Origin of the sequence: Paenibacillus sp. FSL M8-0142, assembly GCF_038597315.1 — a bacterium.
In the GTDB taxonomy this organism is placed as follows: domain Bacteria; phylum Bacillota; class Bacilli; order Paenibacillales; family Paenibacillaceae; genus Paenibacillus_AQ; species Paenibacillus_AQ lactis.
The window spans coordinates 1,551,577-1,571,154 of record NZ_CP152008.1; the positions used below are offsets into that span (position 1 = coordinate 1,551,577).

General features: G+C 54.3%; 20 protein-coding genes. 11 read left to right on the forward strand and 9 right to left on the reverse strand.

Annotation, left to right across the window (positions count from 1 at the left end; all coding sequences use genetic code 11):
* Positions 1-8: 8 nt before the first annotated feature.
* The 7 genes from NSQ46_RS07420 to NSQ46_RS07450 all read left to right on the forward strand — a co-directional run bounded on the left by NSQ46_RS07420 (position 9) and on the right by NSQ46_RS07450 (position 7,303).
* Positions 9-2,282 (forward strand): MMPL family transporter, encoded by a 2,274-nt coding sequence (locus NSQ46_RS07420; protein WP_144868262.1) that lies wholly within the window; start codon positions 9-11, stop codon positions 2,280-2,282.
* A gap of 138 nt (positions 2,283-2,420) precedes the next feature.
* Positions 2,421-3,560: a radical SAM/CxCxxxxC motif protein YfkAB gene (gene yfkAB, locus NSQ46_RS07425; RefSeq protein ID WP_007127373.1), complete on the forward strand. Its 1,140-nt coding sequence runs from the start codon at positions 2,421-2,423 to the stop codon at positions 3,558-3,560.
* A 24-nt stretch (positions 3,561-3,584) separates the two neighbouring features.
* On the forward strand, positions 3,585-4,907 hold the full coding sequence (locus tag NSQ46_RS07430; protein WP_028403857.1) for a hemolysin family protein: 1,323 nt from the start codon (positions 3,585-3,587) through the stop codon (positions 4,905-4,907).
* Between the two features lie 36 nt (positions 4,908-4,943).
* A complete protein-coding gene (ytvI, locus tag NSQ46_RS07435; protein ID WP_007127375.1) occupies positions 4,944-5,975 on the forward strand; it encodes a sporulation integral membrane protein YtvI in 1,032 nt (343 codons plus the stop codon).
* Between the two features lie 158 nt (positions 5,976-6,133).
* Entirely contained in the window at positions 6,134-6,355 is a 222-nt protein-coding gene (locus tag NSQ46_RS07440; RefSeq protein ID WP_007127376.1) for a spore coat associated protein CotJA, read from the forward strand.
* Positions 6,356-6,361: 6 nt separating this feature from the next.
* A complete protein-coding gene (locus tag NSQ46_RS07445; RefSeq protein ID WP_007127377.1) occupies positions 6,362-6,637 on the forward strand; it encodes a spore coat protein CotJB in 276 nt (91 codons plus the stop codon).
* 96 nt (positions 6,638-6,733) lie between these two features.
* Positions 6,734-7,303 carry a manganese catalase family protein gene (locus tag NSQ46_RS07450; RefSeq protein ID WP_007127378.1) on the forward strand — a complete coding sequence of 190 codons (570 nt, stop codon included), beginning with the start codon at positions 6,734-6,736 and terminating at the stop codon, positions 7,301-7,303.
* Positions 7,304-7,457: 154 nt separating this feature from the next.
* On the opposite strand, the gene NSQ46_RS07455 is transcribed toward NSQ46_RS07450, so the two are convergent.
* Positions 7,458-8,813, reverse strand: coding sequence for an ATP-binding protein (locus tag NSQ46_RS07455; RefSeq protein WP_028403858.1), 1,356 nt, complete (start codon positions 8,811-8,813; stop codon positions 7,458-7,460).
* Complete coding sequence (locus tag NSQ46_RS07460) at positions 8,810-9,496, reverse strand: response regulator transcription factor (protein ID WP_007127380.1); 687 nt, start codon at positions 9,494-9,496, stop codon at positions 8,810-8,812. The genes NSQ46_RS07455 and NSQ46_RS07460 overlap by 4 nt, the downstream gene beginning before the upstream one ends.
* A gap of 183 nt (positions 9,497-9,679) precedes the next feature.
* On the opposite strand from NSQ46_RS07460, the gene NSQ46_RS07465 reads away from it, so the two are divergent.
* Positions 9,680-10,087 (forward strand): DUF6220 domain-containing protein, encoded by a 408-nt coding sequence (locus tag NSQ46_RS07465; protein ID WP_341342313.1) that lies wholly within the window; start codon positions 9,680-9,682, stop codon positions 10,085-10,087.
* Positions 10,084-10,287 (forward strand): DUF5957 family protein, encoded by a 204-nt coding sequence (locus tag NSQ46_RS07470; protein ID WP_144868260.1) that lies wholly within the window; start codon positions 10,084-10,086, stop codon positions 10,285-10,287. Before NSQ46_RS07465 ends, NSQ46_RS07470 begins: the two co-directional genes overlap by 4 nt.
* A gap of 18 nt (positions 10,288-10,305) precedes the next feature.
* Here the strand turns inward: NSQ46_RS07470 and NSQ46_RS07475 are convergent, their stop codons facing one another.
* Complete coding sequence (locus NSQ46_RS07475; protein ID WP_244869080.1) at positions 10,306-10,593, reverse strand: hypothetical protein; 288 nt, start codon at positions 10,591-10,593, stop codon at positions 10,306-10,308.
* 159 nt (positions 10,594-10,752) lie between these two features.
* Between NSQ46_RS07475 and NSQ46_RS07480 the strand changes: the two genes are divergently transcribed.
* Complete coding sequence (locus NSQ46_RS07480) at positions 10,753-11,439, forward strand: HAD hydrolase-like protein (RefSeq protein ID WP_007127384.1); 687 nt, start codon at positions 10,753-10,755, stop codon at positions 11,437-11,439.
* A gap of 103 nt (positions 11,440-11,542) precedes the next feature.
* Here the strand turns inward: NSQ46_RS07480 and NSQ46_RS07485 are convergent, their stop codons facing one another.
* Genes NSQ46_RS07485 through NSQ46_RS07510 form a run of 6 tightly spaced genes read right to left on the reverse strand, consistent with a single transcriptional unit; the run spans position 11,543 to position 18,244 of the window.
* Positions 11,543-12,658, reverse strand: coding sequence for a YheC/YheD family protein (locus tag NSQ46_RS07485; RefSeq protein ID WP_342576588.1), 1,116 nt, complete (start codon positions 12,656-12,658; stop codon positions 11,543-11,545).
* Between the two features lie 24 nt (positions 12,659-12,682).
* Positions 12,683-13,174, reverse strand: coding sequence for a GNAT family N-acetyltransferase (locus NSQ46_RS07490; RefSeq protein WP_144868256.1), 492 nt, complete (start codon positions 13,172-13,174; stop codon positions 12,683-12,685).
* A 47-nt stretch (positions 13,175-13,221) separates the two neighbouring features.
* The gene (locus tag NSQ46_RS07495) at positions 13,222-14,331 is read right to left on the reverse strand and encodes a YheC/YheD family protein (protein WP_007127387.1); all 1,110 of its coding nucleotides are present in this window, start codon (positions 14,329-14,331) and stop codon (positions 13,222-13,224) included.
* Entirely contained in the window at positions 14,328-15,701 is a 1,374-nt protein-coding gene (locus NSQ46_RS07500; RefSeq protein ID WP_210094380.1) for a YheC/YheD family protein, read from the reverse strand. Before NSQ46_RS07500 ends, NSQ46_RS07495 begins: the two co-directional genes overlap by 4 nt.
* Entirely contained in the window at positions 15,698-16,843 is a 1,146-nt protein-coding gene (locus NSQ46_RS07505) for a YheC/YheD family protein (protein ID WP_210094379.1), read from the reverse strand. Before NSQ46_RS07505 ends, NSQ46_RS07500 begins: the two co-directional genes overlap by 4 nt.
* 12 nt (positions 16,844-16,855) lie before the next feature.
* Entirely contained in the window at positions 16,856-18,244 is a 1,389-nt protein-coding gene (locus NSQ46_RS07510) for a YheC/YheD family protein (RefSeq protein WP_034272224.1), read from the reverse strand.
* Positions 18,245-18,382: 138 nt separating this feature from the next.
* Between NSQ46_RS07510 and NSQ46_RS07515 the strand changes: the two genes are divergently transcribed.
* Positions 18,383-19,549, forward strand: a complete 1,167-nt coding sequence (locus NSQ46_RS07515) for a DUF445 family protein (RefSeq protein ID WP_210094378.1) — start codon at positions 18,383-18,385, stop codon at positions 19,547-19,549.
* Positions 19,550-19,578: the final 29 nt, after the last annotated feature.

The window sequence follows — 19,578 nt, forward strand, 5'->3', positions numbered from 1 at the left end:
GTAGACTCGTGAGACAGGATAGCCACCCGACACCGCTGTATAGATGGGGGCAGCAGATTTACCGCTGCCGTAAAGCCATTGTTCTTGCCTGGTTGGCCTTGTTTTGCGTGCTGCTTCCGTTTGCGCTCAAGCTCCCTTCCATACTGGAGCATAACGGTTTTACGCCGAAGGACAGCCCTTCACAGGTCGGGCTCGAGAAGCTTGAAGAGGGGCTCGGACTGTCTGCGGCGTCCCTCGATATTGTAGTGGTAAGCAGGACGAAAGAGAATTTGACGGCCGGGACGGCGCAGAAGCGAATTTTGGAGGAGCTGGCGCCGCTGCGGTCACTTCCGTATGTTAGGGATATCTATATGAATACGTCCTCACGCCAAACCGGCGAGGACCATATCGTTGCGGTGAAGGTGCTTCTGAATCTGGACGCGTCGGAAGCGCTCCGGCGATTTGGGGAGATCCGCAGTAACGTGCCCGACATTGTCGGTGCAAACGCTTATATTACCGGGAATACCGCCGTATTCGCCGATATGAATGAGGCCGTGAAGAGCGATATTATCCGGGCGGAAATCATCGGCATTCCTGCTGCGCTGCTAATCCTTCTAGTGGTCTTTGGCACATGGACGGCTGCAGTTCTCCCGCTGATCGCCGGGCTGGTGAGCGTCGCGACCACGATGGGAGCTTTGTATTTCCTGGCGCTGGCGGACGGGTCGATCAGCAATTTTCTGCCGAATGCCGTTACGATGCTGGGATTGGCCGTGGGCATTGATTATGCATTGCTTATTGTTAGCCGTTTCAAGGAAGAGCTCAGGAACGGGGACGTGGAGAAGGCCCTGGCGATTACCTGCGCGACAGCCGGAAAAGCGGTGATGTTCTCCGGGGGAGCCGTTCTGATCGGATTTGCGGCGATGAGCTTTATTGATCTGCCGATTTTCCGCTCCTTCAGCATCGGAGGCATTACGGTCGTGGTCGTATCGGTTCTTGCCGGTAATACGCTCCTGCCGGCGCTGCTCGGTATTCTGGGAGTACGAATCCACGCCCTGCCCCTCCTTCCAAAAAGATATAGATCGCGCCGTGAAGTTGTCCGTCCGTCCGGGTTCTGGCGAAATGTCTCCCGATTTGTGATGGCACATCCTGTCATCATCTCCGTAGCTGTTATCGCGCTGCTGTTGGCAGCCATTTATCCGGTAAGAAACATGAATATCGCCATTCCGGCTGCCGAGGTGCTGCCGCCGAAATATGAATCCCGATACGGCAATGATTTAATGACGCGCGCATACGATGTACGCGAGTTGAACTCCATTGTGGTTGCAGCTGAGCTTCCGGCCGCCTATGACGATCCCCAAAGCATCCGCGCGTTAAAGGCTTATACGGACGAAGTGCGGATGATGCCCGGTGTTAAACAGGTTGGCAGCTATCTGAGCATCGGCCGGGGATCGGAAGAGGAAGTGGCGAAATATTTGTCCCGTGCGGATATCCGGGAGCAGCTGGAGCAGTACCGGCTGGTTCGTGATAAGATGGCGGTTGTAGCCGTAGTCCCGGAATACGGGGAGGCGCATGCATTGACGGCTCAGCTTGTCCGGGATCTGAGAATGATGGATACGCCGGGTCTGGAGACGCATGTTACCGGAAGCCCGGCTTATAAGCTTGATATTATGGACAAGATGCAGGAGCACATTGTGCTTGTGCTGGGCTTTGTATTTGCCGTGACGTATGTGATTCTGCTGATCGCATTTCGCTCCGTGCTGCTCCCTCTAAAGGCGAGCCTGATGAATATGCTCAGCCTTGGGGCAGGGCTTGGGGTTGTGGTGTGGGTGTTCCAGGAGGGAATCGGTGCGGATTGGCTCGGGGTATCTTACACGGGAACGATTTTCGCCCTGCTGCCGATTCTGATCTTTTGCGTAGTCTTCGGCATCTCCATGGATTACGAGGTCATGATGATCTCCCGCATTATGGAGAATTATGAGCGCACGGGGGATAACGAATACAGCACAGCCGAAGGCCTTGAGAGCACGGGAGGATTGATTACGAGCGCGGCCCTGATTCTTGCCGTGGTCGTGGGCGCATTTATTTTTACGGACAATGAAGTTATGAAAGCGATCGGGCTCGGGCTGACGGTTGCGGTGCTTCTGGACGCAACCATCATTCGGGTGCTGCTCGTACCGGCGTTTATGAAGCTGCTCGGGAAGGCCAACTGGTGGAGCCCGCGTTGGCTGCTGCCGAGGAGGATGGCAGTGACGACTGCGGAGGACCCGCTGGAGCCGGGGCCGGAACAGAAACCAGCCCAATAACGATACAGGTACATGCAGAGACCTTCTATACAGATATGCTATAATCATATAATGAACCATGAACTGTCAGCCGTCCGGGTACATAAAGACGTTGTATCTGATTGAACCGGTAATTCAAAGAAATAAGGTGAGTAAACCATGAGTAATACAGCACAGCCAACACCACCGGCCCTAAGGCCGATTTCGCCGAGTTATGATCCGTGGGATCCCATTACATCCTTGCGTCAGCATGGCAAGCATGTGCTGACCAGCGTGGAAATGACCGTAACCCATCTATGCAATATGCGGTGCGAGCACTGTGCCGTGGGGGATATGCTGGTGATGAAGGAAGCGCCGATGCTGCCGCTCGATATGATGCTAAAGCGGCTGGATGAGGTGGAGCATCTGCAGACGATCAGCCTGACAGGCGGCGAACCGGCTTTTCTTGGCAAAACGGTGGATGATGTGATCGTGCCGCTCCTTAAATATGCGAGAGAACGGGGGATCCGAACGCAGATCAACTCCAATCTGACGCTGGATATCAGCAGATATGAAAAAATGCTGCCCTATCTGGATGTCATGCATATCTCCTTCAACTACTTAAACGGAGATGATTTCTACGAAGTCGGTTTTGCAAACAGCGCTCGTCCGGTCTCCAAGGAGACAGCATATCGTATGTATGATACGATGCTTCTTAATTCGGAGAAGCTGAGTGATGCGGGGATGTATATATCCGCCGAATCGATGATTAACTATCGAACCCATCAGAAGCTGGGCGGAATTCACAAGCTGATCAAGGAGATGGGCTGCAAGCGGCATGAGGTGCATCCGATGTATGCTTCGAATTTTGCATCCTCGCTCCCGGTCTTGTCGCTGGCCGATACGAAGGCAGCCATACACGGCTTGCTGGACGCGCGCGATCCCGACATTTGGATGCTGTTCGGAACGCTGCCGTTCTTTGCTTGCAGCTCGGATGAGGATGATCAGGCATTGCTTCGACGTCTCCGCACGGAGCGCAATGTTACGGTCCGGAACGATCCGGACGGGCGCAACCGGGTAAACGTGAATTTATTCTCAGGTGACGTATACGTGACGGATTTTGCTGATATTCCGGCTTTTGGTAATATTAAAGGACAGAGGCTTGATGACATCTTTGAAGCATGGTCGACGGGGCACCCGCTGAATCAGACCGTAAACTGCCATTGCGATGCGGTAAGCTGCTGCGGGCCGAACCTGCTGGTGGCGGACATGTATTACCGGGGTGTCGACTTCAAGTCCAGAAAAGCAAAGACTAACTAGAATCCGGAAAGAAGGCGTATCATCATGACAGAGGGATTTGAGGTCGGGAAACTGATTTTGAATTTGCTCTTGGTATTACTGCTAGTACTGCTGAACGGCGTGTTCGTGGCTGCCGAGTTTTCATTGGTCAAAATGCGGCAGTCGCGGCTAACCCAGCTCGTAAGCGAAGGGAACAGGCTTGCCGGCTTTGCGCTAAAGGTCAATCAGAAGCTGGACGCCTATCTGTCGGCTACGCAGCTGGGGATCACGCTCACCTCGCTGGGTCTCGGATGGATCGGAGAGCCTGCGATATCGGAGCTTCTTGTCGCCCCGATCATGCACAGCATAGGGTTTACGGATGAACGAGTCATCACCACGATCTCGGTTGCGGTCGGCTTCTGCATCATCACGTTCCTGCATATTGTATTAGGGGAGCTTGCGCCAAAATCGCTGGCCATTCAGAAAACCGAGGGCACTGCGCTGATTCTGTCGGCGCCGCTGCTCTGGTTTTACCGGATCTTTTTGCCCGTGATCTGGGTGCTTAATGCATCGGCGAACCGCATCTTGAAGCTGGTCGGAATCGAGCCTGCCAGCGAGGCGGAGGCTGCGCACTCGGAAGAAGAGATCCGCATCCTGATGAACGAGAGCGCGAAGAGCGGCGTTATCGACCAGAATGAAATGCAGCTGATGGACAACCTGTTCGATTTCTCCGATTTGAAGGCCCGTGAAATCATGCTGCCAAGAACCGACATGATCTGTCTGTTCACGAATTACTCCCTAGAAGAGAATCTGCGAATTATCACCGAGACGAAACATTCCCGCTATCCGGTCGCAACCGACAACAAGGACCGCATTATCGGATTCGTCCACATTACCGATCTTCTGCTGGCCGAGCCTGACAAGCAGCGCAATCTTGCGGCGCTGGTCCGACCGATTATGGACGTTTCCGAGTCGATGGAGATCAGCCAGGTTCTGCGCCAAATGCAAGCCAGACACGAGCAGATGGCCCTTGTCGTGGATGAATACGGAGGAACGGCAGGGATTCTGACCGCCGAGAAGATTCTTGAGGAGATCGTCGGGGACTTGTATGATGAGTTTGAGGACGAGCGCCCGGAAGTGGAAGTGCATGACCATTATATCTCCGTAGATGGACGCATGCTTATTGAGGACGTGAATGATTTGACGGGGCTCTCGATTGAAGAGCAGAATATCGACTCCATCGGCGGTTGGCTGTTCAACGAGCTGGAAGGCAACCCCGTCGTAGGGAGGAAAGCAACGTTTGACGGCGTTGTGTTTGAAGTCGAGGAGTCTACCCGTCTGCGCGTAACCCGAGTCATTATTCATCAGAAGCCGGAGGGCAGTCTCTGATAGCACGGCTAGATTCTATGGATTAGGAAGTGGACTATGTCGATTAAGCAGCTGATATTTATCGCGCTGGGGCTCTTGTTGTTGTACGGTATGTTTACGGTGGGAGCGCCGTTTTTATTGGCGATCGTCATTGCGATTTCCCTGGAGCCGCTCAATCGGCTCCTGATCAATCGGCTTCGATTCAAGCGCCTGGCTGCAGTGACGGTGACAAGCACGCTGTTCCTGCTGCTCCTGCTTGCACTCGCGTATTTGATCGGAGTGCAGGTGTTCAGCCAGCTCGTCGAGTATTGGAGCCGGGCACCGCAATATTTTGAAAGTGCGAACGAGTTTTTGCAGCATACGATTATTCAAGCACAGGACGCGTTAAACGGCATTTCGCCAGGGCTGGCGGACAGCCTGACACAGTTTATGTCGAATATTTCATCTTATGTCCAGTCGCTGGTCAACTCGGTATCTTCGGCCTTTTTGTCCTTCGCCAAGTCCTTGCCGAATCTGTTTGTCACGTCCATCGTATTTTTTGTCGCTGTGTATATGTTCGCCTACAGCCTGGACACGATGCGCGAAAAAGTACTGTCTCTGTTTGACGAGTCGTCCCAGTCGCAGGTGAATGAAGTGCTGCTCAGCTTGAAAAAATCCATTTTCGGATTTTTAAGGGCACAGCTTATCCTCAGCTTGTTCACATATGTCATTACATTGCTCGGACTATTGGTGCTGGGGATCAATTACCCGCTCGCCATTGCGCTCCTGGTTACGATTGTCGATATCCTTCCGATTCTCGGCGTCGGCTCCGTCTTGGTGCCGTGGTCGATCTACCAGCTTGTCGTGGGGGATATCTTTACGGGAGTCGGCCTTATCCTTCTATTTATCCTGATTACGGTCATTCGCCGGGTACTGGAGCCGAAGGTGATCGGGGATGCCGTGGGCATCGGCGCATTGCCTGCGCTGATCAGCATGTATGTCGGCTTTAAGCTGGTCGGCGTGATCGGGTTCTTTATCGGCCCGCTCGTTATCATTATTTACGCCGCTATGCGCAAGGCCGGCTTGTTCCAAATTAAAATCAAGTTTTGACACAGCTGCACCAATAGACAACCCTTTTCGCGGTAATTTTTCGCGGGAAGGGTTTTTTTGTCATTTTGAAGTTCATTTTCTGGGCGATTGACATATGTTATTTACGAAGAACCCTATAAGAAGAACCGCTACCGTAAATAGAGAAGGAGGTATCCCCTTTGAAGGCAAATCCAGAGGAGCGTGTATATTCCGTATTCCATTCCCCGTTTGATCCTTGCCCCCCCAAACCGTACAGAACGTATGTCGTGCCGGTCAATCAATTTATTGTCTTTCAACCGCCGGGCCTGCCGCAGTTCAGTCCTGCCGAGGCGTTAAGGCATGGAACGCTGTGGCCCGCACTGTACAGTCCGTACACATCACGTAAATTTAAAGGAGAGTGAAAGGCCGTGACTGATGGAAGACCTCAGGCCGGAGATCCGAAGTACTACGAATTGCTGGAGCAGCTGCAGGCATTGGACTTTGTCCTTGTCGAGCTGAACCTGTACCTAGACACCCATCCTGATGATCTTAAAAGCATTGAACAGTTCAATAAGCTGACACAGGAGCGAACGATCCTCGCGAAGCATTTCCAGGAGTTGTACGGACCACTCCAGAATTTTGGCCGTGCTTACTCCAAATATCCGTTCGAATGGGCTCAAGGGCCATGGCCTTGGCAGGTGTAGGAGGGTATACCAACGGGCTGCAGCCGATGGTGTGCCGATTGTTGCATGCAGCCCGTAGAAACGCGTAGAGCTAATGAAGGAGGCGTAAAAGAGTCCATGTGGGTATATGAGAAGAAGCTTCAATATCCGGTGCGGGTAAGTAAATGCGATCCGAGAATGGCGAAATTTCTGATCGAACAGTACGGAGGAGCGGACGGAGAGCTTGCAGCGGCGCTGCGTTATCTCAATCAGCGTTATACCATCCCGGATAAGGTGATCGGCTTGCTCAACGATATCGGGACGGAGGAATTTGCCCATCTGGAGATGATTGCCGCGATGGTGTTCAAGCTGACGAAGGATGCGACCGTGGAGGAGCTTGAGGCGGCAGGTCTCGGCGCACACTATGCGAATCATGACAATGCACTGTACTATGAGAACGCAGCCGGGGTTCCTTGGACCGCAAGCTATATTCAGGCCAAGGGTGATCCGATCGCCGATTTGTATGAGGATATTGCGGCGGAAGAGAAAGCGCGCGCTACATATCAGTGGCTCATCGATATGACAGATGATGTGGATTTGCAGGACAGTCTTAAATTTTTGCGTGAGCGCGAAATTATCCACTCGATCCGGTTCCGTGAAGCGGTGGAAATCATTAAGGATGACCGGGCGACCAAGAAAATCTTCTGAGGATAGGGCTGCATGCAGGGTATGAACAGAACGCAAAAGACAGGCCGGAGGGCAAATATGCCCCTCATGCAGCCTGTCTTTGTCATGTGCATAGCGTTAGCGGTATTTTCTTAGACGATGGCACCAGTCTCAAAGCCCAACTGAATCAATCCGGTCAGCTGGCCGGGTGGAGATAGGGCAAGCTGACTTTGAATGTCGTCCCGCGTCCGAGCCGGCTCTCCACCTCGATAGCCCCGCCATGGGAGTCAACCAGCTCCTTGGCGATTGCAAGCCCCAGCCCCATGCCGCCCTGGTGACGGGCGCGCGCTTGGTCGGTACGGTAGAAGCGATTAAAGAGATACGGAAGATGTTCCTCGTCAATCCCCGGGCCCGAATCCCGGATATCGATACGAAGCCGCTTCGAGTCCTCGTCTTCATGAAGCGAAACGTAGATGTCCCCGCCTTCCGGCGTGTACCGGATCGCGTTGATCAGAAGATTCAGAAATACTTGGGTGATCCGGTTCGGATCGACCGGAACCGTCGTATTGGCCGTAGTGCTCGTGAATCGTACAACCAAAGCCTTGTCCTCGGTTTCGGGCGAGATCCGTTCGATAAGCCGCTGCAGCAGCTTGGTCATATCACAAGGCTTCACGTCCAACGGGAGCTTGCCTGCCTCCGCAAGGGACAGCTGATGCAGATCACCTACCAGCCGGGTCAGTCGAATCAACTCGTCTTGAACCGGAAGCAGGCCTGTAGGCTCGATCGGTTGTCCGGACTGCTGCAGAAGATCGAGCTTGCCGCGGACGATGGTCAGCGGGGTGCGAAGCTCATGGGCGACATCCGCAACCAAATTGCGGCGGACAACCTCGGCCTGCTTCAGCTTGGAGGACATGCCGTTAAAGGCAAGCGCCACCTTTCCGTATTCATCCTTCGAGACAACCGGAGCCTGGATGCCGTATTCGCCTTGGCCCAGGCGGTCAATGAACGGGATCAGCGCCCGAAGCGGCGACGTCAGCCTTCTGGATATCCAATAGGCTGCACCGAGTGACAGCAGCACGAACAAGAGCGCGCCGCCTCCCAGCAAAATCGCGATGGAGGTCGGCGTACCGATCCGCAGCTTGGTCAGATTGGCCACATCCGTATCATAGTAATAGAGCTTCCCGATGAGCTTTCCGTCGGCCGTAAGCTCCCGCATGACGCCCAGGTTCCGGATCAGTTTTGGCTGGGCTGTCCCTTGGTGCAGCAGTAAGGTTTGGTCCGGCGATACGAGCAGAATGCTTTCCTGGTGACCGGTTTTCCGCACGGGCTCCTGCGCGCTTGCCTCGGTCTCTACACCGGCGAAGCTCCCCCCGTTCTCTGTATAGTAACGTGTCAGGCTCTCCGATATTTCCAAGAGCTCCTCCTTGCGGGAATGCTGCAGCATCACGTCCATGGAGTCGCGTATTACGATATAGGTCAGCATAACGAATACCGCGCTCATCCCTACGATGAACGAAGCAATGACGAAGAAGATTTTACGTCCTGCGCTCATGGCTGCTCAAACCGATAGCCGAATCCGTATACGGTTTTAATATAGACGGGGGCTGCCGGGTCATCCTCGATCTTTTTACGAATCCGGCTGATATGGGCATCCGCGGTTCGCTCGTCATTGTAGATGTCATCTTCACCTGCCGCTTGCAGCAGCTGCAGTCTGCTGTATACGACCTCCGGCCTTGCAGCGAGGGTAAGCAATATTTTGAACTCGGTCGGCGTCAGTTGCAGCTCCCTTCCGCCCTTCCACACGCGGCACGAGGATTCCGAGATTGTGAGCTCTCCCCGTACCAGCTTGTCTTCATGCACCATGTCCTGCTGATCCATTCGGCGCAGCACCGATCGAATTCTGGCCGCAAGCTCCCGTAAGGAAAACGGCTTCGTCACATAATCGTCTGCGCCGACCTCCAGCCCGATCAATTTATCCGTCTCCTCGATCCGGGCCGTCACCATAATAATACCGACCCGGCTCGTTTTTCGAAGCTCCCGGCATACCTCGATCCCGCTCATTTCCGGCAGCATCCAGTCGAGGATGACCAGGGACGGCTTAAACTGCTTGGCTTTGTCAAGCGCTTCTTTCCCGGAGGCAGCCGTTATAATCCGAAATCCCTCCTGACGGAGGAAGGGCTCCATAAACTCGATAACCTTGCGTTCGTCATCCACGAGCAGCAGCGTGTGCGACATTGTGCGTTTCCCCTCCTATGTTGGGCCAATGGTAGGCGTAACCTTGATTTTCCCCCATTATATACGGTTTCCAGCCGACTTTGGAAAATTTCACGCAACCCGCAAAGGATCGTCACAGGTTCGCAACATGACGGTGATAGGATGATGGCATGAATCATACCGATGATCAAGAAAAGGAGCAGGATGATGAAGGAAAAAGTGGTTTCAAAGGGAAGGGAGACCTTCTTTGGCGGGACGTTCGTCGGATTGGCCTGGCTGCTTACGGTCTGTATCGCGGTTCAAACCTTGCTTGCAGGTCTGGCGCTGTTTCGTGATGGATCGATGTGGAGAAGCCATGTCATGTTTGTTCATATCTTTGAGATCGTGCCGCTGCTCATGCTGATCGCCGGATTCGCGGGGAGCATGGCGGCTCGTTACAAGTGGAGCTCGCTGGCGCTGCTTTTGCTCGTTTTCGCACAGTATTTCACGGCCAATGTTCCGGCAGCAGGGGCATTGCACCCTGTCATGGCGATCTTCATGTTCTGGCTTTCGGTAGAGACGGCTCGCGCTGCCAGACGAAGCCTGCGAAGGGGGAAGGAGACCGGGGCATGAGAGGCTTTCCGCTTCTAATCATGGCCTTGGCTTGCGGGTTTGCAGGAGGTGCCGCATTGAATCATATGATTGCGATTGCCGGCCGCCTGCTCTTCGAAAGCGATATGCACCTGCCTCGAGGTCTGGGCTTTCTGCCGATGATTACATCGATTCTGTGTGCAGTCACCGTCATGGTCTGGCAGCCGGGCAGGAAGAAATGAATCGGCAAACGAAGGGGGTCATCCCTCTACAGCAAGCGACACCCATACCAGCAAAGCATACACCAGCAGAGGGAGTGCGATCCCTGCAGTCATCAGGAGCCAGATGAACGGGGTTCGAACCATCTCGCCTACAACCTGCAGAGGACTGCGGATATAACGTTCTTTGCGAAGACGGCTGATCATCTTCTTCAAGATGGCGGCCTGTTCGTCTTGTTCGTAGCGGCTAAGCTCCTTCAGCAGCTCCGATTCCAGATTGTGAATGTGCTGGGTCTGGGAAGATTCGTTCTGCAAGGACATCTTCTTCATCCTTTCGTTATTCCTCTATAGGTTATAACCACAACAAGTCCTTTGTAGTTACGATTTTTTTATGCCGTGCGCAAGAAATGTCGTTTGCAGTTGAGAATGCCTTCCTTTATGATGAGGGGAGACAGAGACAAATCATAGGAGTGAAAGGAAGGACCAGACTTGGAAAAAACCGCAACGTTGATCAAACCGGAAGCGATGATTTTCGACATGGACGGAACCCTGTTCCAAACGGAGACGCTTTTGCTGCCCGCCTATCACAAGCTGTTCGACATTTTGCGTGAAGAGGGCCATTACGAAGGCGAAACGCCGGATGAGGAGCTCATGCTTAGCTGCCTGGGGATGCTCCTTCCGGATATTTGGAAGAAAGTCCTGCCAAGCGGTACGCCGGAGGCTCACCGGAGGGCGGACGAGCTGCTGCTTCAGCTGGAGCTTGAAGGCTTGGAGAATGAGGCCGCGGTTCTGTACCCTGGCGTTAAGGAAACGCTGGAGGAGCTGCACCGCCGCGGCGTCCGGCTGTTCGTGGCCAGCAACGGACTGGAGCATTATGTGAAAGGCATTGCCGAAGCAAGAGGAATCATGCCGCTTTTTGAAGGAATATACAGTGCAGGCGAGCATCAAACATCGACGAAGGTCGACCTTGTTAAACTGCTGCTCGATCAGCATGACATCGGACATGCTTGGATGGTCGGCGACCGTTCATCCGATGTTGAGGCAGGCAAGGAGAACGGACAGACGGTCATCGGCTGCCACTATGCCGGATTCGGAGCGGATCAGGAGCTAAAGGGAGCGGATGTTGTCATCCATTCGTTCTCACAGCTGCTCCGTCTGCACGATCAGGCGGAGTAAGACGGACGATGAATCGAAACAAAAAGGCTGTTTCCAAGAGGGTCTTCTTGGACAACAGCCTTTTTGCCGTTCTGCTATTGCTCAATGTCCGCATGATATCCGGTTAAGCATTCTTTGCCGACTTTCTGTGGTTGTATACATACAGCGCATATTCAAGCGGTCTCAAGATGGATACGCGGTAAGCTTCGAGATCTCCGACCTGCGAGAACACTTCCCGGGAAGGCTTCGGGTTGACCTCGATCAGAAGGACTCTGCCCGATTTATCGACCGCCAAGTCGAGGGCGATCTCGCACAGTCCCCCATACTGACCGTCGAGAAATTGCGCGATGTCCACTCCCAGCTGACCGGCATCCTCCCGGACCTTGAGCCGTTTGGCCGGATCCGAGATCCACTTCTCCAGCAGCTCCTCCATCATGGCGGCACGGCCGCCGCCGTGCAGATTGGAGGTTACGCTTTTTGGCGGCCCGACGCGCCCGACGCAGCCGGTCACTTCCCACTGGCCGGATCCGTTTTTCTGAACGAGCATCCGGTAGTCATGCACCCGGCCGTCCGGGAGCTCCAGATGGAGTCCCTCCTGAACCAGGTATCGGTCCTTCACGCCCCAGCCTGACAAGTATTGGCCAAGAAAACCTGAGGGCATCCGCTTCGGCTTGATGATGGTGCGGTTGGCGTTACGGCCGCGGACTTCATAGGTGCCGGGGACCCCGGGAATGCGGGAAATCTTCAGTATGCCGCGTCCGCCGGTGCCGTTGATCGGTTTAAAATAGACCGTATCATGCTCCTTCAGCATTCGGTGGACGTCATTCACGCTCTGTACGATCCGCGTATCCGGCAGATGCGGGCGGAAACGCTTCTTCGTATATAAAATCTGATGAATGGTCCATTTGTTCCGAAGGGGCCGATTGAGAAACAGCAGATGCCTGTAGCGCGCGCGGAACCGCAGCAGCTGCTGGAAGCGGGCGCTTTTTTGAATACGGCATCGGTCGAAGATCATATGCGGAAACGGCCGCCATCTGCGGCCCCACCTGCGGGATGTTGGATCATATTCCATGGCGTGGATCAAGCCTTGCGCCGAATTGACGTCCGCGGGGGTGAACACAAATAGATCGAGCCCGAGCGATTTCCCTTCCTTGATCATATGCTCGTAGATATGCCGCTCTTCCAGTCTTTTTCGGTCATCGAGGTAAAGCGTCATGATTCCTAAGACAGGTTTGGACACAAAAATTCACCTTCTTGAATAGATTCAGACATCACAGCGAAAGGAACTTGAGGGAGCGCCCATGACTCCGTTCAAAACCAGCGTAGGCTTGCCGGTGGGGCCGAGTTCGATTTCAGTCGCTTGGAGCCCTGCCTGAAAGCATATTTTGAGGCTTGCGATATGGTCGGCGGCCACCTTGCAGCGAAGCCGCCCGAGCCGGCTCAGCTGAGAGCGGATCAGGGAAGAACCGATTCCTCTGCTTCGGTAGAGCGGATGAACGGCAATCAGACAGGCGCTCTCCCCGTAATCCTCTGCATAACACATCCCAATCGGAATGCTGCCCACATCGCCGCGAACGGTGGCGGCGATGATGGAGGTGCCGGGCTTCTTCAATTGTTCGTAGGTCAGCGAGCTGAGGCGCTGAACGCCGGTGAGGGTTAAACGCTTATTGCCGTATCGCCGGAAAAAGTCCCGGCACTGCTGCCGGACATACGGCCATTCATCCGGGCGCGAGAGTGAGAGCTGCGTGATCTCCACATGATCCCTCCTTTCGTGGAATCGCCGATTGGTCCGGCGAACCGGACCTATCGTTGATTGATTAGATAGCTGGAGTACTGGAATATTCGCTCCAGCGATTTTTTGCGAATGGCAGGCTCATCAAACTTCATCGGTCTTGAGTTGGCTTCGAAGAACCAGAGGATGCCGTCGCTGTCGATGCCCAGGTCCATAGACATTTCGCCATGTGCATAGCCGGAGCATTTTTCGATTTGCCTAGCGATATGCAGGGCGGCTTTACGGACTTCGCCCAGGATCGTTTCGGCCTGCTCCTGGCCGAATACGATCGGCAGCAGCTTCTCGGGGTCCTCAATCGTTCCTCCGCGCGGAACATGGGTGGTAATGCTCTTGGCGCCGGCCATGCGGGCGCCGATTCCGGTTACAGCCCAATTGCCGGACTCCGTCTTCTGGACGAGTATGCGCAGATCGAATGCCCGGCCGTGCACCTGTGCAAGCTCGATGCCCTGCTGGATCAGATACGAGCTTCCCTTCGTTTCTTGATAGATCCGGTTCCACAGCCGCTCGATGGAGGCTGCCTTGTAGGTCGTGCTGTTCTTGTGGTTTTGAATCTGGATGCGGTAAGGGAGCGGGCGGTTTTTCTGGAATCGTACGCTCATGATGCCTTGCCCGGCCTTGCCGTCCTCCGGCTTCAGATACAGATAGGGCTTTCTCCGGATCATCTCATGCAGCGTGGGGAATCCTTTGAGACGTTTGGTGAGCGGCGTCCATTGCTTGGTCAGGCGCGATTTGTTCAGCCATGAGAACAGCCGCCACTTATTGAAGAAGTACGGATTGTAGAGGTCGATTCGCGGATGCTGCTGGATCTCCTTGATTTTTCGCCGTACCCATGGAAGAGCTTCGTCGTCGCGGTTGGGAATCCGATTATAAATGACCTGGGGCAGAGGACATAGCTTCTGCTCCCAGGATTGATCGGCGCTGTTGAACATATAGCCTTTAACTGTCGGGGACTGAAGCTTGAGATCACGCACGGTCACGACATAGACCAGAAAGCCCATATCTCTGCCGGTCTTGATGATTTCTTGAAAGTTCTGACGGTTGCCCCTGAACAGGTTCTGCGGATCATGCATGGTCAGTATCGCTACGACCGGTTTCCCATCTCCTTCAAGTCGACTGGTCACGAGTCATTCCCCCTGTGAAATCCGGCCAGATGCATACTGTACTCCATCACATGATCAACCGACGCTCTGCCTTCTCCCTTGAGCGCAGGATGATTGAAGATCGATCTGCCCGGCTTGGAATTCGCCTCAAACATCCATATTTTCCCGCTGTCATCAATCCCGATATCAAATCCGATTTCACCCAGCAGATGAGCGTGGTGGTTTTCAATAGCCTCCGACATGGCAATCGATGCTTCTTTGGCCCGTTCAAGCACTTCATTCGCTTTTGAACCGAAGGCTCGGGAGAGCGCTTGCTCCGGGGTCAGCAGGGAGCCGCCGTTTTTGATATGCGTCGTCACGCTGCCTCTTCCCGCTTTCTTGGCTCCAATCCCGACAGGGGTCCAGCGGTTTCTGCCGTTTTTATGCATATGGAACCGGAAATCGATCGGGCAGCCGTCGATTTCGATCAGCCGGATTCCCTGCTGGATCACGTAGCTCTTCAGCTTGGACCCGTGCTTGGATTGAAGCATCCGCATCAGGCTGCCGAAGCTCGGAAACTTTAGCAGCGTATTGCCGCCGTTGCCGTGGTATCTGGCGTAATATCCCTTTTTCGGGAGATAGGTTAAGCGGTAAATGCCAAGGCCCAGGCTGCCGGCGGACGGCTTGTAGTAAACGAAATGATGGCGCTCCATCATATCCTTGATCCGCTCCGGGCTCGGATTGTTATAGGTTTCCGGCAAATATTTGCCGGCCTGCACGTCGCCGTCCAGCTTTGAATAGATATCGGATTTATTAAAGAAGCACCAATTGAAGAATTTGATATTCCGTTTGAGGAACCGGTCTCTTAATTGATTGGTAAAGGGCGAAAAGTCGGTTTTTCGGCTTGGAAGCCGGTTATAAACAACATCCGGCAGCGGCACCGTTTTACGGACAAAGCCGCCGCCCGTGCCCAGCATATAGCCCTGCACGGTATTTCGCTGCCAATTGATGTCCCGCGGGGTGAAGGCATATACGAACACCTTCTTGTTGCCCTCCCGCAGAAGCTGGCGGATATACGAGGTGCGGGCACCGAAGGGATTGGAAGGATTGTGAGGGCCGTCGGACAGCACGCCGACCACCGGGCCGAGCTCGACTTCTCCGTCGCGCGGTGAATGGATATAGACCGGCCCGGACCTCGGTACATGGAGACTGTTCCGCGTGCCGGCACTCACATAGATATGCTTTCCCGATCGGTCAATCGGCTTCACCACCGCGTTCACCGAGTCGGTGCCGATGCGGAGCCTGATCGTTTTCCTGCTCGAGAGCCCCAAACTTTTCATTAAGGAACCGGACAAAAAGACGACTTTTTCGGGCTGCTGCGAGAAATGAATATTACCGAAATTCAAACTCATGTATTTACCCTCCTAAGTTGTCGAAGCAATAAATAACGGGCATATTGAATCGGATGTTCGACGGACCGCCGGGCGGCCTTGGAATCCCCTGTCAGCACGAATGCGCGCCGGCCCGGCTTGGAATTTGCCTCAAGGATCCACACCTTTCCCCGGGTATCCACCCCGAAATCGATCCCGAGCTCTCCAAGCCGGCCGAAGCCTTCCTCAAGAAGAGGGGGAATCCGGGCGGACAAATTCCAGATGGTGTCCATAATCGCCCGCGCCTTCTCTTCACCGAATTCGGATATTAGATAAGGAAGGGCCGGATAGGCTGTGCCGCCTCCATGTAGGTTGGAGGTCATTCCTTGCTCGGCGCCTTGGCGAACCGCAATGCCCGTTATGGACCAGATGCCCCGGTCATTTTTTTGAACGAGTGACCGGACGTCAAAGGGGTTCCCGTCTTGGTTATGAAGCTGCAGGTAGGGTTGAATGATAAACCTGCGCCTTCCGGTAAAGCTTCTCACCCAGGTGTTCAGCTCCTGTGCCGGAATGGTCTGCCGGAATATCGTATTGCTTCGGTCTCTTCCTTGCAGCAAGGCGGTATGGTTCTCTTTCAAGGATATATATAATGAATGGCGCCCATGGGAGCCTCCACTGGGCTTCATAAAGATGCTGCCGTTCAGCGCAAGCAGAGCTCTGCTTAGCGAATCGGCCCCGGTATAACGGATCGTTGCCGGCAAATGAGGCCTCAGCAATGGGGAGCGCTTGAGCAGCTGATGCACCTTCGCCTTGCCCGGCAATCCGCGTGACCATAGTTTGGACCCCTGCTGCAACAATCGGCTGATCCATTCGCCGGCGGCTGCCGATTCTTGGCCGCTGCCGTGCAGGCAACGGTCATAAATGACGTCAGGCAGCGGGAAGCTTCCGCTGATCCAGCCGTCGTCCGGATGGAAGCGGTAGCCCTTGATGCTGACTGCCCGGTTGCCGGCGGCCTGAGCAAGCGGAAGGCCGGCGTCCTCATCCGGACAAAAAACAAATACCTTCATTCCGAGCTTCTCCGCTGCCAAGCTGAGTTCCCTTAAATAATGCTTCTCGGCAAAGGGAGGCGAGCCCGGTCTGCGGCATACCATGACACCGATGGTGCCGTTTATGCTAGAAGACATAGGTTTCTCCTTTTAAAAGCCCGTCAAGTATTGACAGTATTGAACAAGGCGGACGGCCGAGGGCCTTACCTTGGAGGTGGCGCTCAGCGGAGCGTTCTCGCTTTTGGAGGGCTTGGAATTGACCTCCAGCAGCCAAATCTGCCCTTTCGTATCGATCGCCAGATCGATGCCCAGCTCTCCGAAGTGGTACGGGAGCGCCGCCTCTAATCCGTTGGCGATGTCAAGAGCCGCCCTGTTCATTCTGGCGGGCGCGGTCTGCTTCAGTGATTGCGGGATGCCGCTCATCGCCAGCGCATCCTTAACGGGGGATAATGTGCCGCCCCGGGCAAGGTTGGAGACAAAATGATTGCCGCCCGCAATGCGCGCGACGACGGAAGTAACCGCCCATTTTCCGCTTTTGTCTTTGTGGACAAGTGCCCGGAAATCGACATTGCGGCGATTGATTCGGATCAGATCCAGCCCCTGCTGGATCTGGTAACGCGTTTTTTTAATTTTGCCGGATAAGCTGCGGAACAGCTTGGAAAGCGAGGAGTAGGAGTGTTTACTGATCCCTTCAAGGGAGGTGGTCATCGTCTGATAGGTGCCGTTCCCTAAGCGGGTAATCCGAATAATTCCTTTGCCAAGGCTTCCCCGAACCGGTTTGAGGAAGACAGTCTGATAAGCGTTGCACATTTTTTTGAGCATCGAGTAGCCGCCGAGCAAATAGGATTCAGGTAAATATTTTTGCAGCTTCGGGTCAGGTGCAAGCGCCTCGAAGACATCGGATTTATCCAGGAACTTTTCATTGAAGATATGTGTCCCGAATCGCGATTTTACTTCTCTCATAAAATGCTGTACGCTAGGACTGTTCTCCAGTTTGCGGGTAGACAGCCGGTTATTGATGACGTCAGGAGCCGGAACGGTTACCTTTTTCCAACCATCATGATAGGAAACGGCTTCGAGCGTGGAAGGGTTGGTACCGATCATGTCAGGGGTGAAAAAGTACACATAAGCGCCCAGCTTTTTGCAGGCGTTTACCATTTCCAGGCAGAAGGAAGAGATCGATCCGAACGGTTTGGCGGGGTCATCTGGCTGATAGCGGCTGACCATGACGCCGATAAGCGGACCGAGCCTCAGTATTCTTTCCGCGGGGAAGTACTTGACACTCATGAAGGAGCTTGGAAGAAGTCCGGATTTGTTGAATAACGTAGGGTTCAGGCGAAGCGACTTGGATTTTCCTCCCGGACTGACGCGTATTTCCTGCTTGAAGGAGCCGAAAGCAAGCTGTATCGGTGCATCTGTTGGAATTCGGAGCTGTCTAATAAGCCGGTCCCCCAGCTTGATATCGTTCTCCGGCAGCCCGGCTGAATGGATCAGCGATATCGTGGTTCTGGTGCGGGACATGGATTTCGATTTGGACATCTTGGATCTCCTTCCGACAAACAACTGGATGTCTAGGTGAACAGACGAAGACTTCATCTGATCATTTGCATGTAATGCATCATATGAGGACATATATCCCTTGGTGATTGTACTGCTCGTGAAAAAGGAGTGTAGGAAATGCCGAACTGGCTGTTTATTTTGGTGAACGTGGGGGTCGCTGCATTCGTCGGCGGCATCACGAACCACTTTGCGATCAAAATGCTGTTTCACCCGCGCAAAGAGGTCACCTTTCTGGGCCGCCGCCTGCCCTTCACCCCGGGACTGATTCCGAAGCGGAAGGATGAAATCGCCGAATCGCTAGGATATGTGGTCTCGGATTATCTCGTGACCAGCGAAGGCCTGCAGGAATTTATCCGCAAGCCGGCATTCCGCGGCAAGGTTGAGGAGGCAATCAGCCGTAAGCTTCAGGAATGGAACGGCTCGGAGGACAGCATTCACGAATTGGCGCTGAAGGTATGGAGCGCGGAGGAATGGGAGGAGCTCAAGCTTCGGGCGGAGCAGGCCGCTCGCAGACTGACGGCCAAGGGAGCGGCTGCGGTCTGGCAGGAGTATAGGCTGCATGAGAAGCCGCTGAAGACGCTGATTCCCGGCTGGTCGAAGGAAACATTGGAAGGCTGGGGCGAAAAGGCGGCCGATATCGTGCTGAAGGAGCTTGGGAGTACGCTGATGTCAGCCGAAGGCCAGCGCATGCTGACTAAAATGGCTTCATCCTTAATGGATAAAGCCGGCGGTTTTCTCGGTACCATGGCAGCGATCTTCGTAGATGAGGAGAAGATGGTGCAGAAGCTGACGCCCATGCTCATTCAACAGCTGGAGAGCGAGAAGGTCCGCGAGGCGGTAGCGGACATGATCGCAAGGAAGCTGGCGGAATACGGAGAAATGCCGCTTGGCGAGCTGATCGAACAGGCTGCGGGTGAACCCGGCTTAGCCTTGATCAGCCGCAGACTGGATGAGAGCCTGCCATGGTCCGAATGGCTCGAGCGGCTGGGGCAGCTGCGCCTGGCTACGATCATCGGCCCGCGAATGCCGGCAATTGAAGCAGTGCTGCCGGGCTTATTGGATAAAGGGCTCCGGTTCCTCGAGCGCAGTATTCCGGTAGCGATGAAGGCGGTGAATCTTCCGCAGCTCGTTCAAGAGCAGGTGCAGAAATTTCCCGTCGAACGGCTGGAGCAGGTCATTCTCAGCGTATCCGGGCGGGAATTCCGGGCGATTACTTGGCTGGGGGTCCTCCTTGGCGGATTCATCGGGTTGTTTCAATCGCTGCTGACGATGCTCTGGAGGTAAGGAATCGGCAAGTAAGCAATGCGAATCTT